Here is a 22,505-nt window from a genome sequence, read left to right as displayed (position 1 = left end):
GGCGGGTGTCAGAGGGCCTGGTACCGGGGGTCCGTGCCGGGTGTGCCGAGGATCCCGATGCCGCGGACGGCGACGGTGGCCGCTGCGGCGAGCGCCTCGAGCAGTTCGTCCGAGCCGGGGTCGCCGGGCATGACGGTGAGGGCGGTGTTGACGAGGGCGCCGACGAGCGCGCCGACGGCGGCCGCGGCCTGTGCCGGGGTGAGGTCGTCGGGGAAGGCGGCCAGCAGCGCTTCGGTGAGTTCGCGCTGGGCGCTGGTGATGCGGCGCATGGCGCCGGCCTGGAGGGCCGGGGTGGACAGCACCAGGCGGATCCGGCGCGAGGCCAGTTCGCCGGCGAGTTCCTGGGCGGTGGCCTCGCCGGCGACGGTCTCGCGCAGGGCGCGCAGCAGGGCGTCCGAGGGCCCCTCGCCGGGGAGCCGGGCCGTGACGCGTTGTACGGCGTCCTCGGTGCGCTGCTTCGTGTCGGCGAAGAGGATGTCCTCCTTGGTCGGGAAGTAGGCGAAGAACGTCCGGGTGGAGACCTCGGCCGCGGCGGCGATCTCGGCCACGGTCGTCTCGTCGTACCCCTTGGAGTACATCAGTTCCACCGCGGCGGTGATCAGCGTGGACCGGGTCCGCTGCTTCTTGCGTTCCCGCAGCCCCTGCACGGGAGTCGCCGGGGCGGGGTCGGCGGGGTGCGGGCCGGTGGTCGCTGGGACTTCTGTCATGCGCAACACTTTAGGCCCATTTCTTCTTCGACTGCATATTCGCACGCGCTGAAAGTTTGCATCGAGTGTGATTTTACGATTCCATGGGGTCATGGAACGCTTACTGGAACGGCTCGGTGCGCTCTGCGCCCGGCGACCGTGGCGCACGATCTCCGCGTGGCTGCTGATGGCGGCGGCCCTGCTCGCGCTGGGGCAGACCGCCGGCAGCGCCTTCGTCAACGACTTCCGCGTGCCCGGCGCCGAGTCTCAGGAAGCCACGGACGTGGCCCGTGAGCACTTCCCGTCCTTCGGTGTGGTCAACGCACAGATCGTCTGGCAGGCCCCCGAGGGCGACCTGGACGATCCCGCGCACACGGCCGCCGTGCAGCGGATGCTCGCCGACATCCGCGAGCAGCCCGACGTGGCCGGTGTGGACGACCCCTTCCCCAGTCCCGACGGGAAGGCGGCGATGGTCAACGTCGACTACGACAAGGAACTGGGCGAGCTGGACGCCTCGCACTACGAGCGTCTGCGAGAGGCAGCCGAACCGGCGAGGGACGCCGGGCTCGCCGTCGAGTACCGCGGCATGGTGGTGGACCTGGGCACCGAACCGTCCACCAGCGTCGCCGAGTTCGTCGGGGTGGGCACGGCTCTGGTGGTCCTCGTCGTCGCGTTCGGTTCGGTGGTCGCCGCCGGTCTGCCGCTGGCCGTCGCCGCCGTCGGCATCGTCGCCGGCACGGCCCTGGTGCTGCTGGTCGGTCTGATCGTGGACATCCCGACCTCGGCGCCCATCGTCGCGGTGATGCTCGGCCTGGGCGCGGGCATCGACTACGCCCTGTTCGTCCTCAGCCGCTTCCGCACGGAACTCGCCCACGGGCACGCGCCGGTGGAGGCCGCCGGGCGCGCGACCGCGGCCGCCGGGCACGCCGTGGTGTTCGCCGGCGGTACCGTCGTCGTCGCCATCCTCGGCCTGATGTTCGCCGGCATCCCGTTCGTCGGCGCGATGGGCATCGCGGGGGCACTGACCGTGGGCGTGATGGTCGTCGCCGCTGTCACGCTGCTTCCGGCCCTGCTCGGGCTCCTCGGCCACCGGGTGGACGCCCTGCCGGTGCCCCGGCTGCGCCACCGCGGCGAGCGCCGGCCCGACCCCGACGACGAGAACACCCTCACCTACCGCTGGGGCGGTCACGTCCAGCGCCACCGGGTCCTGTACGCCGTGGGATCGACCGCCCTGTTGCTGCTGCTGACCATTCCCGTGTTCGCGCTGCGCCTCGGCACCCCCGACGACGGCATCCAGCCCACGGAGCTGTCCCAGCGCCGCGCCTACGATCTGGTGGCCGAGCACTACGGGCCGGGCTGGAACGCCCCGCTGGTGATCACCGTGGACGGCGCGGACGCCGCGGGCCTGGACCGGCTGCACCGCGCGCTCGAATCCGACCGCGAGGCGCAGACGGTGATGCCGCCCGCGCCCAGCGAGGACGGCGAGGCGGCCGTGGTGACCGTGATCCCCCGGCACGCGCCGCAGGACGAGGAGGTCACCCAGCTCGTCCACCGCATCCGCGACGACGTGGCGCCCGAGGCGCTGGGGCCGTCGGGCGGCAAGGCCCTCGTGGGCGGGGCGACCGCGGTGGTCATCGACATGGCCGACGTGGTGGGCAAACGGCTGCCCTGGGTGATCCTCGCCGTGGTCGGCGCCGGAATGCTGCTCCTGTACGGCATGTTCCGGGCACCCGTGGTCGCGCTCAAGGCGGCGGCGATGACACTGCTGTCGATCGGCGTGTCGTTCGGCGTGATCATCGCCATGTTCCAGTGGGGCTGGGGACTCGACCTGCTCGGCCTGGACAAGACCGTCCCCATCATGTCGGCCGTGCCGATGCTGCTGTTCGCGGTGCTCTTCGGACTCTCCATGGACTACGAGGTGTTCCTGCTGTCCGCCGTCCGGGAGGCCTACGACCGCGACCGCGACGCCCAGCGCGCGGTGGTGCGCGGCATCGGGTCCACGGCCCGGGTCATCACCACGGCGGCGATCATCATGGCGTGTGTGTTCCTCAGCTTCGTGTCCGTGCCGGAGACACTCATCCAGATGATCGGCATCGGCCTGGCCACCGCCGTGATCGTGGACGCGACCGTGATCCGTATGGTGCTCGTGCCGGCCCTGATGAGCATGCTCGGCGACCGCGCCTGGTGGCGGCCGGGCCTCGCCCGCACGAAACGGGCCCAGCAGCCGGCGGCCGGGGAGGCGTAGGACGGCGGTGCACACGGGGGCCGTGTGCACGGTACGCACGGGGGCCGTGCCCGGTTTTCGGGCACGGCCCCCTGGTGTGTCCGGTGGCTGCCGGTCGACGTCGTGTGCCGGTGGAAGCCGGTCACTCCGCCACGTAGGTGCGGCGCGACCACAGGAAGACCCGCAGCCGCACCCCCTCACGCTCGACGGTCTCCCCCGTCGGCACGAAGTGCTCGTAGGCGTTCCCGATCAGTACCTTCAGTTTCTCCCCCAGGTCGGACTCGAAGCGGGTCCGCTCCTCCTCGGGCAGCCAGTCGGGGCCGCCGCGCAGGATGATGTTGGGCTCGTGGTCGGTCATGACGTCGGACTTGGCGGAACTCATGGGGAATCACACTCCGTCGAGAGAATGGTGCGGGCAGGGATGTGCGGCCGGCCCGGCGCCGGCGCGCGGGTCAGCGCGCGGCAGCGCCGAACGCCGTGAGGCAGGCGCGTACGGTCGCGCCGACCGCCGGCCACTGGTCGCCGAGGTAGAAGTGGCCGCCGGAGAAGGTCCGCAGCTCGAATGCTGCGGTGGTGTGCCGGGACCACGCACGGGCGTGGTCCCGGCCGACTCGGGGGTCGGAGTCGCCGACCAGGACGGTGATCGGGCAGCCCAGTTCGGGCCCCGGGCGGTGGCGATAGGTCTCGATCGCGGTGTAGTCGGCGCGCAGTGAAGGCAGGATCATCTCCCTGACCTCGGCGTCGTCGAGCAGGTTCGTGGCGGTGCCGCTCAGTGTCCGCACCTCCGCCACCAGGCCGGTGTCGTCGCGCAGATGGACGTTCTCCTCGACCAGGACACCGGGGGCGCGACGGCCGGAGGCGATCAGGCCCAGCGGGCCGGTGCCGTTCTCCCGCTTCAGCCTGCGGGCCACCTCGTAGGCGACTACAGCGCCCATGCTGTGTCCGAAGAAGACCACGGGCCGGTCGGTCCATTCCTCGAGTTCGGTGCGGACCCCGTCGACCAGGGCGTCGAGATCGGTCGGTGGGGTCTCGGACCGGCGTTCCTGGCGGCCCGGGTACTGCACGCCGAGGACCTCGGCGGCGTCGCCGACCGCGCGGTACAGCGGGTGGTAGAACGACGCCGACCCGCCGGCGTGCGGAAAGCACAGCAGCCGCACCCCGGGGTGCTGGGCCGGTGCGCTGCCGAACCCCCGTATCCACAGGTCCGTATGTGTGTTGGTTGACGGCATGGGCGGTTGAGCCTCCTGGTCGGGTGGGTCGTGCGGTTGCGGTACGGCCGCCCGTGCCGGTGCCCGAGACGACGGGCACCGGCACGGGGAGGGCCGGGTCAGACGGCCGTGGCTCCGGCGGTCAGGGCGTCGAGCGCGGTGCGCAGCCAGTAGCTGTCGCGCTGGAAGGGGTAGGTGGGCAGGTCGGCCAGTCGGTGCCCGTCCCCGCACATCCGGGCCCAGTCGACGGCGGCGCCCCGGGTGTGCAGGCGGGCCAGGGTGGCCGGCAGCGCGCCGGTGCCCGCGACGGGCAGTGGCAGGCAGCCGGGGTCGGTCGACGTGGTGCCGTTGAGTTCAACGACCGTCGCACCGGTGGGCGCGGTGGGCGTCTCCGCCGCCCAGGCGGCCCTCCAGTAGGCGTCCGAACCCGGCTCACCGGCGGCGGCCCCGTCCGTCGGTCCCGGCACCTGGCTGTCCCCATCCGCGACCAGCACGGAGACCGTAGGCCGGCGCCAGGTCGTCGCCGGTAGCACGGCGTTGTGCTCGGCCCCGGCGGCGAGGGCCGTCAGCAGCCGTGCCGCGTCCGCCTCGTCCAGAGCCCCCGCCGCCACCGCGGCGGCGACCGCGCCGGGCCCCCGCCCGGAGACGGCGGCCGGTCGCACACCCCACCCCGACAGCACCCTGGACAGGGCGAGTTCGAGGGCGTACGACGCGGCGCACGCCGTGGGAGAGCCGGGTTCGGCCGCCTCGGTGCCGCCGCTCAGCAGCAGGTCGAGTGGTGAGTGCTCCAGCAACGGCTCCAGGTGGGCACACACGCCTTCGAGCGCGTCGGCGAACTCGGGGTAGCCGTCGTGCAGTTGACGTGCGACGCCCGGCGTCACCGGGTTGCCGGGGAAAGTGAAGGCGACGGGAAGGTCGCCGCCCGCGGTGCCGAGGAACACGGTCTCCTTCTCCTGTCCCTCCGCCACGGCCGCAAGTCCGTCGAGCAGCGCGTCACGGTCATCGGCGAGCAGCACGGCCCGCCGGGCGAACGCCGAGCGGCCCACGGCCTGCGTCCAGGCGACGTCGGACACTCCGATCTCCGGCCGGGACTCCAGGTGCGCCCGGAGCCGCGCCGCCTGCTCACGCAGGGCGTCTCCCTCCCGTGCCGACAGCACAACGGGCAGCACCGGCAGGGTCGCGGGGTGATCCTTGGTGCGCGGTCCGGCGTCGTCGGGCGCGGGCTGTTCGAGGAGGACGTGGACCTTGGTGCCGCTGGCGCCGAACGAGGACACTCCGGCGCGACGTGGCCGACCGGTCTCCGGCCAGGGCATGGTCTTCTGAATCAGCCGCACTCCCCCGCCGTTCCAGTCCACGTGCCCGCTCGGCTCGTCGGAGTGCAGTGAGCGCGGCAGGCTGCCGTATGTCATCGACAGGACCGTCTTGATCACCCCGACGACACCCGAAGCTCCCTGCGGGTGGCCGATGTTGGACTTCACCGTGCCGAGCCACAGCGGCTGGTCCGGGTCGCGGTCCGGCCCGTACACCGACATCAGCGCCTGGGCCTCGATCGGGTCGCCGAGTGCGGTGCCCGTGCCGTGCCCCTCCACCACGTCGATGTCGCCGGGCGCCAGGCGCGCGTTCGCGAGGGCCTGCCGGATCACCCGCCGCTGGGACGGGCCGTTGGGCGCGCCGATGCCGTTGCCGGTGCCGTTGTGGTTGACGGCGCTGCCCCGGATCACGGCGAGCACCCGGTGGCCCCGCGCGCGTGCCGTGGAGAGCCGTTCGACCAGGAGCATGCCGGCGCCTTCGCCCCAGCCGGTGCCGTCGGCGCTCTCCGCGTACGACTTGCAGCGGCCGTCGCCCGCCGCGCCGATGCCCATGCCCGGGGAGACGGCCGGGTTGGCCAGCACGGAGGCGCCACCTGCGAGGGCCTGGTCGCACTCACCGTTGCGGACGGCCTGGCAGGCCAGATGCAGGGCCAGCGCGGACGACGAGCAGCCGGTGTCGAGGGTGAGCACCGGTCCTTCCAGGCCCAGCGTGTAGGCGATCCGGCCGGCCGCGAGCGCCGGGGAGATCCCTCCGCTCAGATAGGGGCGGGTGGCCTCCGGCACTTCCTGGAGCCCCGACCAGTAGCCCTGCGAGAAGGTACCGAGGAAGACACCGACGGGTGCGCCCCGCAGTGCTCCCGGGGCGGTGCCCGACCGTTCCAGCGCCTCCCAGGACAGCTCGAGGAGCAGCCGGTGCTGCGGGTCCATGGCGAGCGCCTCGTCGTCGGTGATGCCGAAGAAGGCCGCGTCAAAGCGGGAGGCGTCGCGCAGGAATCCGCCCTGGCGCACGTACCGCATGCCGGGCACCTCGAGTCCGGCCTCGACCAGGAGGTCGACGTTCCAGCCCCGGTCCTCGGGCAGTCCGCCGACGGCGTCCCGCTCGTCCAGGACCAGCTGCCACAGCTCGTCGGGGGTCTCGACACCGCCGGGCAGCCGGCAGCTCATCCCGACGATCACCACCGGATCGTCCGCGCCGTCGGTGGCGCCGCCCTGCGGCTGGGCCTCCGTGGCCGGTCCGTCGCCGGAGGTGTCGCCCAGCAGCGCGCCCCGCAGGTGTGTGGCCAGATCCCGTGGCGTGGGATGGTCGAAGACCACGGTCGCGGGGAGTTTCACTCCCGTCGCCGTGCCGAGCCGGTTGCGCAGTTCGACCGAGGTGAGGGAGTCGAAGCCCAGCTCGCGGAAGGGCCGTTCGGCGTCCAGCACATCGGCCGAGGTGTGGCCCAGCACGGCCGCGGCGTGGGTGCGCACCAGGTCGACCAGTGCCCGCTCCCGCTCCTCGCGGGGCAGCGCGGCCAGCTCGTGGGCCGCCGGCAGGCCGCCCGCGGCCGCGTCCACGGCGGCGGGCTCACGCTCCGCGGCCCGGAGCAGTCTGCGTACGTCGTCCAGTTCCCGCAGGAACGGCCGGGGCCCGCTGTCCACGCCCTGCGCGGTCGCGGCGATGCGGTCCCACTCGATCAGTGCCAGCGCCACCACCGTCTCGTCGTGGTCGAGCACGTGCTGAAGGGCCCGCAGTGCCAGGCGCGGCTCGATCTCGGAGCCGCCGCGGCGTCGCAGCTGTTCCTCGGCGGCGCCGGAGGCGATGCCGCCGCCGGACCAGTGCCCCCAGGCCACCGATGTGGCGGGCAGTCCGGCCGCGCGCCGGGCGCGGGCGAGGGCGTCGAGATAGGCGTTGCCGGGCGCGTAGTTGCCCTGTCCGGCCACGCCGAACGTGCCGGCGAAGGAGGAGAAGAGCACAAACGCCGTGAGGTCCGTGTCCCGCGTCAGCTCGTCGAGGTTGCGCGCCCCGCGCGCCTTGACCCGCAGCACCCGGTCCACCTGCCCGGGAGTCAGGGCGTCGACGACCGCGTCGTCCAGTACGGCGGCGGTGTGCACCACGGCCCGCAGCGGCAGTTCCTGCGGTACGGAGTCGAGTACGGCCGCCAGGGCGTCGCGGTCGGCGACGTCGCAGGCGACGAGGCTCACCCGGGCGCCCAGCTCGGTGAGTTCGCGTTCCAGCTCGGCGGCGCCGGGCGACTCCGGGCCACGGCCGCTGACCAGCAGCAGGTGCGGTGCGCCCGCGGCGGCGAACATCCGGGCCACATGTCCGCCGAGCGCTCCCGTGCCGCCCGTGATCAGGACGGTGCCTTCGGGACGCCAGGCGCGCAGTGGCCGTCCGTCGCCCCAGGAGGCCCGGACGAGCCGGTTCGCGAGGACGCCGGAACGGCGTACCGCCACCTGGTCCTCGTCGTCGATGCCGCCGAGTACGGCGGCGAGCCGGGCTCGGGCCCGCTGGTCGGCGGACGGCGGCAGATCGACCAGACCACCCCACCGGTGCGGGTTCTCCTCGGCGACGACCCGGCCCAGGCCCCAGACCTGGGCCTGGGCGGGGCTGGTCAGCGCGTCGGACGGCCCGGTCGAGACCGCACCGCGCGTCGCGCACCACAGCGGGGCGTCGATGCCGGCGTCGCCGAGCGCCTGCACCAGCGTCAGCGTGGCCGTGAGGCCGCCCGGCGTCGACGGGTACGCCGGTACCGGCTCCTCGGCGAGGGCCAGCAGCGACAGCACTCCCGCGATGTCCGTGATGCCGGCACGGGCGGCGGCGAGCAGTGCCGCGTACTCGGCGCGTTCCGCCCCGGGAACCAGGGCGACCCGTACCGTGGTGGCGCCCGCCTCCTCCAGGGCCGTGCCCGCCGCCCGCACCCAGTCGGCGTCGGTGGCCGCGGGCGGCTCGGGCACGACCAGCAGCCAGGTACCCGAGACCGTGGTCCCGGCACTCCCGACGGGCCGCCATGCCGTCTTGTAGCGCCAGGAGTCGACGACGGACTCGTCGCGGCTGCGCCGGCGCCAGGACGCCAGGGCGGGCAGCACTTCCCGCAGCCCGTCCGTGTCGAGGTCCAGCGACTCGGCCAGCGCGGTCAGGTCCTCGCGCTCCACCGCGTCCCAGAAACCCGTCTCGGCCTCGTCGCGGGCGGACGCCTCGGACGTCACGTCCTCGCCGGGCTCCAGCCAGTAGCGGGTGTTCCGGAAGGGGTAGGTCGGCAGTTCCGCGGGCTCCGCCGGGCCGTACAACGGCCGCCAGTCGACGGGCAGGCCGCAGACGAACGCCTCGGCGAGGGAGGCCACGAACCGGCGCGCTCCCCCGTCGTCGCGCCGCAGCGACCCGACGACCAACGAGGCGCCGGACTCCTCCACGCCGACGGCGAGTACGGGATGCGCGCTGCACTCCACGAAGGCGGTCAGGCCGTCGCCGATCAGGGCGCGGGTCGCCTGTTCGAACTCCACCGTGCCCCGCAGGTTCCGCACCCAGTAGCCCGCGTCCAGAGCGGCCGTGTCGAGCAGCCCGCCCACCACGGTGGAGTAGAAGGGCACGTCGGAGGTGCGGGGTGTGATTGGTGCGAGGACGTCGAGGAGTTCGTCGCGGATGGACTCGACGTGCGAGGAGTGGGAGGCGTAGTCGACGGCGATACGACGGACCCGGGTGCCGTCGGACTCCAGCGCCGCCAGGACCTCGTCCAGCGCCTCGGGCTCACCCGAAACCACCGTGGAGGACGGCCCGTTGACCGCGGCCACCGCCAACCGGTCGCCATAGGGCGCGAGGTGTTCCCGTACGGCACCGGCGGGCGACGCGACCGATGCCATACCGCCCCGGCCCGCGAGCCGTTGGCCGATGACGCGGCTGCGCTCGGCGACGATCCGGGCCCCGTCCTCCAGCGACAGGGCGCCCGCCACCACGGCGGCGGCGATCTCGCCCTGGGAGTGACCGACGACGGCGGCCGGCTGGATCCCGAACGACTGCCAGAGGCGTGCGAGCGAGACCATCACCGCCCAGGAAGCCGGCTGCACCACGTCCACCCGGGACAGATCACCGGCCAGTTCGGCCCGCAGATCCCAGTCCACAAAGGCCTTCAGTGCCTGCGCGCACTCGCTCAGCGCCGCGTCGAACACCGGGAAGGCGTCGGCCAGTTCCAGACCCATGCGGGACCACTGGGCGCCCTGGCCCGGGAACACGAACACCGCCTTGTCGCCGCCGGTGGGTGTGCCCGTGACCACGGTCGGGTGGGGCTCGCCGGCCACCACGGCGTGGAGGCCGGTGAGCAGTTCGGGGCGGTCGGCGCCGACGACCACCGTGCGGTGTTCCAGCACCGTGCGGCGGGTGGCGAGTGTGGTGCCGATCTCGGCAGGCGTCGGCTCGGGGTGTCGCTCGACGTGGCTCTTGAGGCTGTCGGCGACCGTACGCAGCTGCTGTGCGTCGCGCGCGGAGACGATCCACGGCACGGCGGACGGCGCCGGGTGCACGGGGGCGGCGGTGTCCGGGCGTACGACGGGCGGGGCCTGTTCGAGGATGACGTGGGCGTTGGTGCCGCTGACGCCGAAGGAGGACACGGCCGCGCGGCGGGAGTCGCCGGTCTCGGGCCAGGGTTCGGCGTCGGTGAGCAGGGTGACGGCACCCGACTCCCAGTCGACGTGGGTGGAGGGCTGGTCGACGTGGAGGGTCTTCGGGAGTGTGCCGTGGCGCAGTGCCATGACCATCTTGATCACGCCGGCGACGCCGGAGGCCGCCTGGGCGTGACCGATGTTCGACTTGATCGACCCGAGGCGCAGCGGGCGGTCGGTGGTCCGGCGCCGGCCGTAGGTGGCGAGGAGCGCCTGGGCCTCGATGGGGTCGCCGAGGGTGGTTCCGGTGCCGTGCGCCTCGACGGCGTCGACCTGGTCCACGGTCAGCCGGGCGTTGTCCAGTGCCTGCCTGATGACGCGCTGCTGGGAGGGGCCGTTGGGAGCGGTGAGGCCGTTGGACGCGCCGTCCTGGTTGACCGCCGAACCGCGGACGACCGCCAGTACCCGGTGGCCGTTGCGTACGGCGTCGGAGAGCCGCTCGACGAGCAGGACACCCACGCCCTCGGCCCAGCCGGTGCCGTCGGCGCCGTCCGCGAACGCCTTGCAGCGGCCGTCGGGGGAGAGTCCGCGCTGGCGGCTGAACTCCAGGAAGACACCGGGGTCGGACATGATCGTGACTCCGCCGGCGAGCGCCATCGTGCACTCGCCCTGCCGGAGCGCCTGTACGGCGAGGTGCAGGGCGACGAGTGACGACGAGCACGCGGTGTCGACGGTGACGGCGGGGCCTTCGAGGCCGAAGGTGTAGGCGACCCGGCCGGAGACCACGCTGGTGGCGAGTCCGGTGAGGGTGTAGCCCTGGATCTCCTCGGGTGCGTTCTTGATGTCGGCGCCGTAGCCGGGGGTGCCGGAGCCGATGAAGACTCCGGTCCGGCTGCCCTTGAGTGTGTCGGCGTCGATGCCGGCGCGTTCCACGGCCTCCCAGGCGGTCTCCAGGAGCAGTCGCTGCTGGGGGTCCATGGCGAGCGCCTCGCGGGGCGAGATGTGGAAGAACTCGGCGTCGAACTCTCCGGCGCCGTGCACGAAGCCGCCCTCGCGGACGTAGCTGGTGCCGGTCCTCGACGGGTCGGGGTCGAAGAGGGCGTCCAGGTCCCAGCCGCGGTCGGCCGGGAAGGGGGACATGGCGTCCACCTCGTCGGCGACGAGGCGCCAGAGGTCCTCCGGGGACCGTACGCCGCCCGGGTAGCGGCAGGCCATTCCGATGATGGCGACGGGCTCGCTCTGCGCGGCCGTCAGCTCCTTGTTGCGGCGGCGCAGGTCCTCCGCCTCCGTCAGCGACGCCCTCAGTGCGGCGACGAGCTTGTCGGTCGATGTGGTCATGCGAACTCCGTCTCGGTGTCGCTTCACGCTTCGTTCTGGTGGAGCGCCATGTCGACGAGGGCGTCGACGTCCATGGCCGCGATGGAGGCGGCGTCGGTCGCGGCCTCCGTCTCTCCGGTTTCGTCACCGAAGCCGGTCAGGCGCCGCAGGGGGCCGAGGACGCCCGCGTCGCGCAGTGTGGACAGGGGCAGTTCTGCGAGGGCCCTGCGGAACTCGGCCTCGAACCGGTCCTCGCCCGCGGGTCCGTCACCTTCGCCGGGGGCGAGGTGCTCCAGCACGTGGCCGGTGAGTTCGACGGGGCTGGGGTGGTCGAAGACGGCCGTCGCGGAGAGGCGTACGCCGGTGGCCGCGTTGAGCCGGTTGCGCAGTTCGACGCCGGTGAGGGAGTCGAAGCCGGCTTCCCTGAAGGGCCGTTCGGCCGGGACCTGGTCGGTGTCGCCGAGTCCCAGTACCGCGGCGGCCTGCTGCCGGACGAGGTCGAGCACGATCCGGTGGCGTTCGCCCGGGGAGGCCGCCTCGACCCGGCGGCGCAGGGCCTCGGCGCCGGACGCGTCGACCACTCCGGCGGTACGGCGCCCGGTGGCCCGGACGAGTCCGCGGAACAGTCCGGGTACGTCCTCGGACGTGGCGCGGGCGCGCAGGGTGGCGAGGTCGAGCCCGACGGGTACAAGCAGTGCCTCGTCGGTGTCGAGGGCCGCGTCGAAGAGGGCCAGGCCCTCTTCCGACGTGAGGGCCCGTACGCCGGAGCGGTCGGCCCGCGCCCGGTCGCCGCGGCCGAGGTGCGCGGTCATGCCGCTGGACTGTTCCCAGAGTCCCCAGGCGAGCGACCGGGCCGGCCGCCCCCGCTCGCGGCGCTGTTCGGCGAGGGCGTCGAGGAAGGCGTTGGCGGCGGCGTAGTTGCCCTGGCCGGCGCCTCCGAAGAGGCCGCCGACGGAGGAGTAGAGGACGAACGCGGAGAGGTCAAGGTCGGCGGTGAGCTCGTCCAGGTTCACGGCCGCGTCCACCTTCGGCCGCAGTACCCGTTCCACCTGTTCCGGCGTGAGCGAGCCGAGGACCGCGTCGTCCACCACACCGGCGGTGTGGATCACCGCGGTCAGGGGGTGTTCGGCGGGTATCTCGGCGAGGGTGGCGGCGAGTTGGTCCCGGTCGGACGCGTCACAGGCCGCCACGGTCACCGAGGCGCCGTGCTTCTCCAGCTCCACCACCAGCTCGGCCACACCCTCGGCCTCCGGACCACGCCGTGACACGAGCAGCAGCTGCCGCGCTCCGTGCACGGCCACCAGATGCCGGGCGACCAGCGCGCCCAACGTGCCCGTACCACCGGTCACCAGCACCGTGCCATCGGCGTCCAGCCCGCGCGGAACCGTCAGCACGACCTTGCCCACATGCCGGGCCTGGCTCACGAACCGGAACGCCTCACGCGCCCGCCGTACGTCCCACGACACCACCGGCAGGACATGCAGTGCTCCTGCCTCCAGCAGCCCCACCACCTCGGTCAGCCACCCGCCGATCCGCTCAGCACCCGCCTCGATCAGATCGAAGGCCTGGTAGGCGACGTCGGGGTACTGGGTCCGTACGGTGTGCGGATCGCGGATGTCCGTCTTGCCCATCTCGATGAAGCGGCCGCCGCGCGGCAGCAGTTCGAGGGACGCGTCGATGAACTCTCCGGACAGGGAGTTGAGTACGACGTCCACACCACGACCACCGGTCACCTCCAGGAACCGCTCCCGGAACTCCAGCGACCGCGACGACCCGATGTGCGCGTCATCAAGGCCCAGCTCACGCAGCGCCCCCCACTTGCCCGGACTCGCCGTGGCGAACACCTCAGCACCCAGATGCCGCGCCACCTGCACCGCGGCCATCCCCACACCACCGGCACCCGCATGCACCAGCACCACATCACCGGCACCCACACCCGCCAACTCGACCAACCCCATCCACGCCGTCAGGAACGCGACGGGGGTGGCGGCGGCCGTATCGAAGGACCAGCCTTCGGGCAGCCGGGCGAGGAAGCGGCGGTCGGTGCGTGCGACCGGTCCGACGGAGTCGGGCATCAGGCCGAACACACGGTCCCCGGGGACCAGGTCCGTCACGTCGGGCGCCGTCTCCAGGACCACACCCGCCGCCTCGTTGCCGATCGCGGGTGCGGTGTCGCCCGGATACATGCCGAGCGCGATGAGCACGTCCCGGAAGTTGAGGCCCGCGGCACGGACCGCGACCCGGACCTCGCCGGGGCGCAGCGGCTCGCCGCCGAGGTCGGGCAGTGGGACAAGCGCCAGGTCGTCGAGGGTGCCGGTGCCGCCCCGTACCGCGAGCCGCCAGTCGGCGGTCGCGGGCGGCTGAAGCACGTCGGCGGACACGGCACGCGCGAGCCTGGGGCCGTACAACTGGCCGTCGCGTGAACGCAGTTGGTTCTCCCCCGTGGCGATGGCCTCGGCGACGGCCGTGCGTTCCGGCCGGTCCTGGTCGCTGTCGAGGAGGAAGAACCGTCCCGGGTTCTCGGTCTGCGCGGTCCGGACGAGGCCCCACACGGCGGCGTGCGCGAGTACGCCGGCGCGGGTGACGACGGCGAGCCTGGCGTCGGCGAACCGTTCGTCGCCGAGGAGCCGCTGGATCAGGGCGAGTGTGCCGTTGACGGCTTCGCGCACGTCGGCCGCGGGGTCGACGTAGGTCACGAGCAGGTGGTCCCGGCCGGATCCGTGGGCCTGCGCGTCGGCGGCACCGTCGAGGTCCGCGACGCCGCTCACCACCGTCACCGCCGGTCCGGCGGACTCGGCGGCCACCGGCACCCATTCGACGCGGTACAGCGAGTCGTGACCCGCCGAGGCCGCGCGCAGTGCCTCCGCGGTCACCGGTCGCAGCATCAGCGAGGCGACGGAGACCAGGGGTTCGCCGGCCCCGTCCGCCGCCAGCAGTGACACCGAGTCACCGCCGGTGGGCGTGAGTCGTACCCGGGCCACGGAGGCTCCGGTGGCGTGCAGTTCCACTCCGTTGAAGGAGAACGGCAGCAGAGTCGTTCCGTCCTGGACGTCGACCAGGCCGCCGAGGCCGATCGGGTGCAACGCGGCGTCCAGCAGCGCCGGGTGCACACCGAAGGCGTTCGCCTCGACCCCCTCGGGCAGCGCGACCTCCGCGTACACGTCTCCGCCGCGCCGCCACGCGGCCCGCAGCCCGCGGAACACCGGCCCGTACGCGGAGCCGGCCTGGGCCAACTGCTCGTAGAACTCGGTGAGATCGACCGGTTCGGCGTCCGTCGGGGGCCAGACGGTCAGGTTGTCCGCCGGTGGTGTGACCGTGTCGGAGGACGTGAGGGTGCCGGTGGCGTGGAGTGTCCAGTCGTCGCTCTGGTCGGGCCGGGAGTGGACGGAGACGCCTCGCGTGCCGAGTTCGTCCGGCGCGTCGACGACGACCTGGAGCCGGACCCCTCCGCGCTCGGGGAGCACCAGGGGTGCCTGGAGGGTGAGTTCCTCGATGCGCCCGCAACCGACCTCGTCGCCCGCGCGCACGGCCAGTTCGACGAACGCCGTACCCGGCAGCAGGACCACACCACCGACCTGGTGGTCGGCCACCCAGGGCTGGACGGATCGGGACACCCGGCCGGTGAGGACCACACCCCGCCCGTCCGCCATCGGCACGGCGGCACCGAGCAGCGGGTGTCCCGCCCCGACCAGACCGAGCCCTTCGGCGTCACCGGCACCCGTGGTCCGGGCAAGCCAGTAGCGCCGACGCTGGAAGGGGTACGTGGGGAGGTCGACCCGCGTGCCGCCCACGCACAGGGGCGTCCAGTCGACCTCGACGCCGCTGACCCAGGCCTGACCGACGCCCTCGACGACCGACACGGCCTCGTCCGTGTCCTTGCGGCACAGAGCCACCAGGGACAGGGCCTGCGGATCCTGGAGGGCCTGGGCCGCCATACCGGTCAGCGTCGCGTCGGGACCGATCTCCATCAGCACCGAGAGCCTACGGTCCTCCAACTCCCGTACGGCGTCGCCGAACCGGACCGCGGTGCGCGCGTGCCGTACCCAGTAGTCGACCGAGGCGACATCGCCACCACCGTCGACCGTCGACACGAAGTCCACCGACGGAGAGCTGAACGTCAAGCCCTCCAGCACGGCACGGAACTCGTCCAGCATGGGCTCCATCAGCGGCGAGTGGAAAGCGTGCGACACCCGCAGCCTCCGCGTCCGCACACCCTTCTGCGCGAAGACCGCGGCAATCTCGTCGACGTCCGCGCCGACGCCGGACACCACCACCGACGAAGGACCGTTGACCGCGGCGATCCCGACCACGTCCGGCCGGTCCGCGACGGCGTCCGCAACCTCGGCCTCGGGCGCGGCGATCGCCACCATCGCTCCGCCCTCGGGCAGTGCGGCCATCAGACGGCCCCGGGCCTCCACGAGCCGGCACGCGTCCGCGAGGGACAGCACACCCGCGACGTGCGCCGCGGCGATCTCACCGACGGAGTGTCCGACCAGCACCTCGGGTCGTACACCCCAGGACTCGACCAGCCGGAACAGGGCCACCTCGAACGCGAACAGTGCCGGCTGCGCCCAGCCCGTCCCCTCGGGGACCTCGTCCGTCAGCGAACGCCCCAGCTCCGCACAGACCTCGTCCCAGGCCCGCGCGAACACCGGGAAGGCCGCGTGGAGTTCCTGGCCCATGGCGGCCCGCTGCGAGCCCTGACCGGCGAACAGCAGCCCGACCCGGCCGTCACGCGGACCCACCTGGCCCCGGACGCCCCCCTCCGACACCAAGGCGGAGATCAGCGCGTCCTTGTCACGACCGGCGACGACGGCCCGGTACTCCAGTGCCGAACGCCCCAGCAGGGCGCCCGCGACATCCGCCGCTCCGACGTCCGCACGCGACTGCGTGAAGGACGCCAACCGGTCCAGCTGGGCCGTCAACGCCTCCGCCGACCGCGCCGACACCAGCCATGGCAGCACACGTGCCGAAGGGGACGGGTCCGCTGCGGACTCCGGTGTCGGAGTGGGCTCGGCCGGCGCCTGCTCCAGCACCACGTGCGCGTTCGTCCCGCTGATCCCGAACCCGGAGACCGCGGCCCGCCGCACCCGGCCGTTCCGCGGCCAGTCCTGTGCCTCGGCCAGCAGTTCCACGGCGCCCGAGGCCCAGTCCACCTCCGGCGACGGCTCGTCCACGTGCAGCGTGCGGGGCAGCACCTCGTGGTCCATCGCGAGGATCATCTTGATCACGGAGGCGACGCCGGCGGCGGCCTGGGTGTGACCGATGTTGGACTTCAACGAGCCCAGCCACAGCGGGCGTTCGGACTCGCGGTCCTGGCCGTAGGTCGCGAGCAGGGCCTGCGCCTCGATCGGGTCGCCGAGCCTGGTTCCCGTGCCGTGGGCCTCCACCGCGTCGATGTCGGCGGCCGTGAGACCGGCGTCGGCGAGGGCCTGGCGGATAACCCGCTGCTGGGAGGGGCCGTTGGGCGCGGTGAGCCCGTTGGAGGCGCCGTCCTGGTTGATGGCCGATCCGCGCACCACGGCGAGTACCTTGTGCCCGTTGCGGTGGGCGTCGCCGAGCCGCTCGACGAGCAGCACGCCCGCCCCCTCGGCCCAGCCCGTACCGTCGGCCGATGCCGAGAACGCCTTGCAGCGCCCGTCCGGCGACAGCCCGCGCTGCCGGCTGAACTCGACGAACACCTCGGCGTCCGGCATCACGGCCACACCACCGACCAGTGCCATGCCGCACTCGCCGCGCTGGAGGGCCTGGGTGGCGAGGTGCAGTGCGACGAGGGAGGAGGAGCAGGCGGTGTCGACCGTGACCGCGGGGCCCTCGAAGCCGAAGGTGTAGGCGATGCGGCCGGACATCACGCTGGAGGCGTTGCCGGTCATCGTGTAGCCCTCGGCGCCGTCGGGGAGCTGGCCGAGGTTGGTGACGTAGCCCCGGTGGCCGGCTCCGACGTACACGCCGGTGCGGGTGCCCCGCAGGGCGTCCGGGTCGATGCCCGCCCGCTCCATCACCTCCCAGGACGTCTCCAGCAGCAGCCGCTGCTGCGGGTCCATGGCGAGCGCCTCACGCGGCGAGATACCGAAGAAGGCCGCGTCGAACTCCGCCGCGTCGTACAGGAAGCCTCCCTCGCGCACATACGACTTGCCGGGCGCCTCCGGGTCCGGGTCGTAGAGGGCGTCCACGTCCCAGCCGCGGTTGTCGGGGAAGGGGGCGATCGCGTCCGCGCCGTGCGCGAGGAGGTGCCACAGCTCCTCCGGGGAGGTGACGCCGCCGGGCAGCCGGCAGGCCATGCCGACGATCGCGATCGGCTCGTTGTCGCCGAGGGGCGACGGGGCGGCCGGGTTGGCGGCGTCCGCCGTGTCCGCCGCGAAGAGGTGCTCCTTGAGGTGACGGGCGAGCGCGGCCGGAGTGGGGTGGTCGAAGACCAGGGTGGCGGGGAGGCGGAGACCGGTGGACTGGCTGATGCCGTTGCGCAGGTTCACCGCGATCAGCGAGTCGGCGCCCTGGTCCCGGAACGGGCTGTTGGCGGGCACGGCGTCGGCGTCCGCGTGGCCGAGTGCGGCCGCGGCCTGTTCACGTACCAGGCGCAGCAGTTCACGGTCGCGTCCGGCGTCGTCGAGGCCGGTGAGTCGCTGGACCAACTGGTTCGCGGCGCCGTCGGCGGGTTCGGCGCCGGGCGCGGGCGCGATGGCCCTGCGTGCTTCCGGTACGCCGGTGATGAGCGGGTAGGGCCGTACGGAGACGGCGGTCGGGGCGACGCGCGCCCAGTCGATGTCGACGACTCCGACGACCGTGTCGTCGTCGGTGAGGGCGCGGGCCAGGGCTGCGACAGCGGTCCGCGGGTCCATGGGCGGCACGCCCTGCTCGCGCAGTCGTTCGCCGATCTCGCCGTCGGCCAGTCCGCCGCCGCCCCACGATCCCCACATGACGGACGTGGCGGGCAGTCCGAGGCCGCGGCGGTGGGTGGCGAGCGCGTCCAGATAGGCGTTGGCGGCGGCGTAGTTGGCCTGGCCGATGCTCGGGAAGACGCTGGCGAAGGAGGAGTAGAGCACAAAGGCGGACAGGTCGATGTCCTGTGTCAGCTCGTGCAGATGCCGGGCCGCGAGTGCCTTGGCCCGGGCGACGCTCTCGGCGCGTTCGGGGGTCAGCGTGTCGACGATGGTGTCGTCGACGATGCCGGCCGTGTGGAAGACGGCGGTGAGCCGGTCGTCGCCGGTGAGGGTGGCGAGCAGGGCGGCGAGGGCTGCGCGGTCGGCGACGTCACAGGCGGCGAGGGTCACGCGGGCGCCCAGCTCGGTGAGTTCGCGTTCCAGTTCGGCGGCGCCGGGCGCGTCCGCGCCCCGCCGGCTCGTGAGGACGAGGTGGGCGGCGCCCTCGCGGGCCAGCCAGCGGGCGAGGTGGGCGCCGAGGGCGCCGGTACCGCCGGTCACCAGGACGGTGCCCTCGGGCCGCCAGGCGGGGGCCTGGCCGTCGGGGCGCGGTGCGCGGACGAGCCGGGCGGCCAGGGTGCCGGTGGGGCGGAGGGCGATCTGGTCCTCGCCGTCCGTGTTGGTGAGTACGGCGGCGAGTCGCCGTAGCGCGGACTCGTCGATGGTCTCGGGCAGGTCGATCGTGCCGCCCCACCGCTCGGGGTACTCCAGTGCGGCGACTCGTCCGACGCCCCAGGCGGGAGCCTGCTCGGGGTGGGTCAGCGGATCGTCGGCGCCGGTGGACACGGCTCCGCGGGTGGTGCTCCACAGGGGTGGGGACGGGGCGTGGCGGCCGAGGTCGCGCAGGAGCGCGAGGGTGGCCAGGGTGCCCCGGGTGAGCGCGGGGTGGTCGGGGTGGGCGTCCTGGTCCAGCGCCAGGAGCGAGAGGGCGCCCGCAAGCACGGGGCCGTCGGCGAGGGCCGAGGCGAGCTGGGTGGAGAGGCCGGTGTGGGCGGTCGTGGTGTCGACGGTGAGGCGGACGACCTCGGCGCCCCGCTCACGCAGCATACGGTCGCAGGCGTCGGCCCAGTCCGCGTCCGGTGTGTCCTCCGGGACGACCAGGAGCCAGGTGCCGGTGAGCCGGGCGTCGCTCCGCTCGGGCATGTTCTGCCAGGTCAGGTGGTAGCGCCAGGACTCCACCGCGGACTGTTCCCGGCTGCGGCCGCGCCAGGCGGCCAGGGCGGGCAGCAGGTCGCCCAGCCTGTCCTCGTCCAGTTCCAGCGTGCGGGCGAGGCCCTGCACGTCCTCGCGTTCCACCGCGTCCCAGAAGCCGGCTTCCACGACGTCGGCGGCACCGACCGCCTCCACGGTCTCGGAGTCGACGTTCTCCAGCCAGTAGCGGGTGCGCTGGAAGGCGTAGGTCGGCAGGTCGACCGCGCGGGCGCCGGTGACGAGCGGGGTCCAGTCCACGTCGAGGCCGTTGACGCACCCCTCGGCGAGGGAGGTGACGAACCGCTCGGCGCCTCCCTCGTCCCGTCGCAGTGAGCCGACGGTCGCCACCTGCACGCCCAGGGCGTCGGCGGTCTGGGACAGGCCGAGGCCGAGCACCGGGTGGGCGCTGCACTCCACGAAGGCGGCGTAGCCGTCGCCGATCAGCGCGCGTGTCGCCTCCTCGAACTCCACCGTTCCCCGCAGGTTCCGCACCCAGTACCCGGCGTCGAGGCCCGCGGTGTCGAGGATCCCGCCGGTCACCGTCGAGTAGAACGGCACCTCGGCGGAGCGCGGGGTGATGGGCGCGAGGATGTCGAGGAGTTCGTCGCGGACGCTCTCCACGTGCGAGGAGTGCGAGGCGTAGTCCACGGCGACACGACGGACCCGTACGCCCTTCGCCTCAAGGCTCGCCAGGTAGGCGTCCAGAGCTTCCGGCTCGCCCGAGATCACGGTGGAGGAGGGCCCGTTCACGGCGGCCACCGCCAACCGGTCCCCGTACGTACCGAGTTGGTCGCGTACGGCGTCGGCGGGCAGCGCGACCGACGCCATACCGCCCCGGCCCGCGAGGCGTTCACCGATCACGCGGCTGCGCTCGGCGACGATCCGGGCACCGTCCTCCAGCGACAACGCGCCCGCGACCACGGCGGCCGCGATCTCCCCCTGCGAATGACCCACCACAGCAGACGGCTGGATACCGAACGACTGCCACAGCCTGGCCAGCGACACCATCACCGCCCAGGAGGCCGGCTGCACCACGTCCACCCGCGACAGATCCCCGGCCAGCTCGGCCCGCAGGTCCCAGTCGACGAACGACCGCAGCGCGTCCGCGCACTCACCCAGCGCCTGGTCGAACACCGGGAAGGCGTCGGCCAGTTCCAGGCCCATGCGGGACCACTGGGCGCCCTGGCCCGGGAAGACGAACACGGCCTTGTCCGCGACCGGTCCGGAGCCGACCGTGGTGCCCGGTGCGGCCGTGCCCGACGCGACGGCCTCCAGGCCCGCGAGGAGGGCCTGGGGATCGTCGGACACCACCACGGCCCGGTGTTCCAGCGTCGCGCGGGTCGTCGCAAGGGCGGACGCCACGTCGGGGGCGGGCAGTTCGGGGTGGGCCCGCAGGTAGCCCAGCATGCGGGCCGCCTGTGCGCGCAGGCCCTGCGCGGACTTGGCGGACACCAGCCACGGCACGACGCCACCGCCGGCGCACGGCGGGGCCTGTCCGGGGGCCGGCTCGTCGGCGGGCTCGGCCTGTTCCAGGATCACGTGCGCGTTGGTTCCGCTGATGCCGAAGGACGAGACGCCCGCCCTGCGCGGCTCTCCCGTCTCCGGCCAGGGACGGGAGTCGGGCAGCAGGGAGACCGCTCCCGCCGACCAGTCGATGTGCGGAGAGGGCTCCTCCGCGTGCAGGGTGCGGGGCAGGACACCGTGGCGCAGCGCCATGACGGTCTTGATCACTCCGGCGACGCCGGCGGCGGCCTGGGCGTGGCCGATGTTGGACTTGAACGAGGTCAGGTACAGCGGCCGGTCGGCGGGGCGGCCCTGGCCGTAGGTCGCCATGAGGGCGTGTGCCTCGATCGGGTCGCCGAGGGGTGTGCCGGTGCCGTGCGCCTCGACCATGTCGACGTGCGCGGTGGTGAGGCGGGCGTCGCTGAGCGCGGCACGGATGACGCGCTGCTGTGCGGGGCCGTTCGGGGCGCTGAGGCCGTTGCTGGCGCCGTCCTGGTTGATGGCCGAGCCGCGGATCACGGCAAGGACGTCGTGTCCGTTCTTGCGGGCCTCGGAGAGCCGTTCCAGGAGCAGCACGCCGACGCCTTCGGCGAGGCCCAGGCCGTCGGCCTCGGCACCGAACGCCTTGCAGCGGCCGTCCTTGGACAGGCCGCGCTGGCGGCTGAAGGCGACGAAGCCCTCGGGGGTGGACAGGACGGCGGAACCGCCCGCGAGGGCCATGCCGCAGTCGCCGTGCCGCAGGGCCAGGCAGGCGAGGTGCAGGGCGACCAGGGAGGAGGAGCAGGCCGTGTCGAGGGTGATGGCGGGGCCTTCGAGGCCGAAGGTGTAGGCGATCCGGCCGGAGGTGACGCTGGAGTTGCTGCCGGTCAGGAGGTGGCCCTCGACGGCGTCGGGGACCTGGCCGAGATGTGCGGCGTAGTCGGGGCGGTTGCCGCCGATGAAGGTGCCGATACGGCGGCCGCGGACGCCGGTCGGGTCGAGTCCGGCGCGTTCGAAGACCTCCCAGGAGGTCTCCAGCAGCAGCCTTTGCTGCGGGTCCATGGCGAGCGCCTCACGCGGGGAGATCCCGAAGACGCCCGCGTCGAACTGGGCCGCTTCGTAGAGGAATCCGCCGTCGCGGACGTAGCTCTTGCCGGGGGCGTCGGGGTCGGGGTCGTAGAGCCCGTCCACGTCCCAGCCGCGGTCGGTGGGGAGGTGGGAGACGGCGTCCACACCGTCGTGGACCATCCGCCAGAGGTCTTCGGGCGAGCCGACTCCGCCGGGGAAACGGCAGGCCATGCCGACGATGGCGATGGGCTCGTGGGCGGCGTCCTCGGCGTCCCGCAGGCGCTGACGCGCCTCGTGCAGGTCCGCGGTGACCCACTTGAGGTAGTCACGGAGCGTCTTTTCGCTGTTGGCCACTGGAGTCTCCCACGAGTCGTTCAAGGTGAAGCAGTCAGCAGGTCTGGGGGTGCCGGGGCGCCGGGCGGCGGGGTATCGCCGCCGCCCGGCGGAGCACAGTCCGGAGTTCGGTCCGGGGTGCGGTGCGGAGTTCGGTCCGAATGCGGTGCGGAGTTCGGTCCGGAGCACGGTCC

The 22,505-nt window shown here is 73.3% G+C and carries 6 protein-coding genes; 1 reads left to right on the top strand and 5 read right to left on the bottom strand.

Translation table 11 applies throughout. From position 1 onward, the window contains the following. Positions 1 to 8 precede the first annotated feature (8 nt). On the bottom strand, positions 9 to 707 hold the full coding sequence (locus ACIQAC_RS31540; protein ID WP_402197010.1) for a TetR family transcriptional regulator: 699 nt from the start codon (positions 705 to 707) through the stop codon (positions 9 to 11). Positions 708 to 798: 91 nt separating this feature from the next. Here ACIQAC_RS31540 and ACIQAC_RS31535 point away from each other — a divergent pair, with 91 nt between their 5' ends. Beyond that, entirely contained in the window at positions 799 to 2,931 is a 2,133-nt protein-coding gene (locus tag ACIQAC_RS31535; protein ID WP_402197009.1) for an MMPL family transporter, read from the top strand. 121 nt (positions 2,932 to 3,052) lie between these two features. Here ACIQAC_RS31535 and ACIQAC_RS31530 read toward each other — a convergent pair whose 3' ends face one another. The 4 genes from ACIQAC_RS31530 to ACIQAC_RS31515 form a co-directional block, all read right to left on the bottom strand. Further along, entirely contained in the window at positions 3,053 to 3,292 is a 240-nt protein-coding gene (locus tag ACIQAC_RS31530; RefSeq protein ID WP_402197007.1) for a DUF5988 family protein, read from the bottom strand. 70 nt (positions 3,293 to 3,362) lie between these two features. Next, positions 3,363 to 4,139 (bottom strand): thioesterase II family protein, encoded by a 777-nt coding sequence (locus ACIQAC_RS31525; protein ID WP_402197005.1) that lies wholly within the window; start codon positions 4,137 to 4,139, stop codon positions 3,363 to 3,365. A gap of 98 nt (positions 4,140 to 4,237) precedes the next feature. Beyond that, positions 4,238 to 11,338 (bottom strand): type I polyketide synthase, encoded by a 7,101-nt coding sequence (locus ACIQAC_RS31520; RefSeq protein WP_402197003.1) that lies wholly within the window; start codon positions 11,336 to 11,338, stop codon positions 4,238 to 4,240. A gap of 23 nt (positions 11,339 to 11,361) precedes the next feature. Next, positions 11,362 to 22,356, bottom strand: coding sequence for a type I polyketide synthase (locus ACIQAC_RS31515; protein WP_402197002.1), 10,995 nt, complete (start codon positions 22,354 to 22,356; stop codon positions 11,362 to 11,364). Positions 22,357 to 22,505 lie beyond the last annotated feature (149 nt).

The sequence above is a fragment of the Streptomyces sp. NPDC088387 genome (assembly GCF_044753385.1).
In the GTDB taxonomy this organism is placed as follows: Bacteria; Actinomycetota; Actinomycetes; order Streptomycetales; family Streptomycetaceae; genus Streptomyces.
This window is presented reverse-complemented; position numbering and strand designations above follow the sequence as displayed.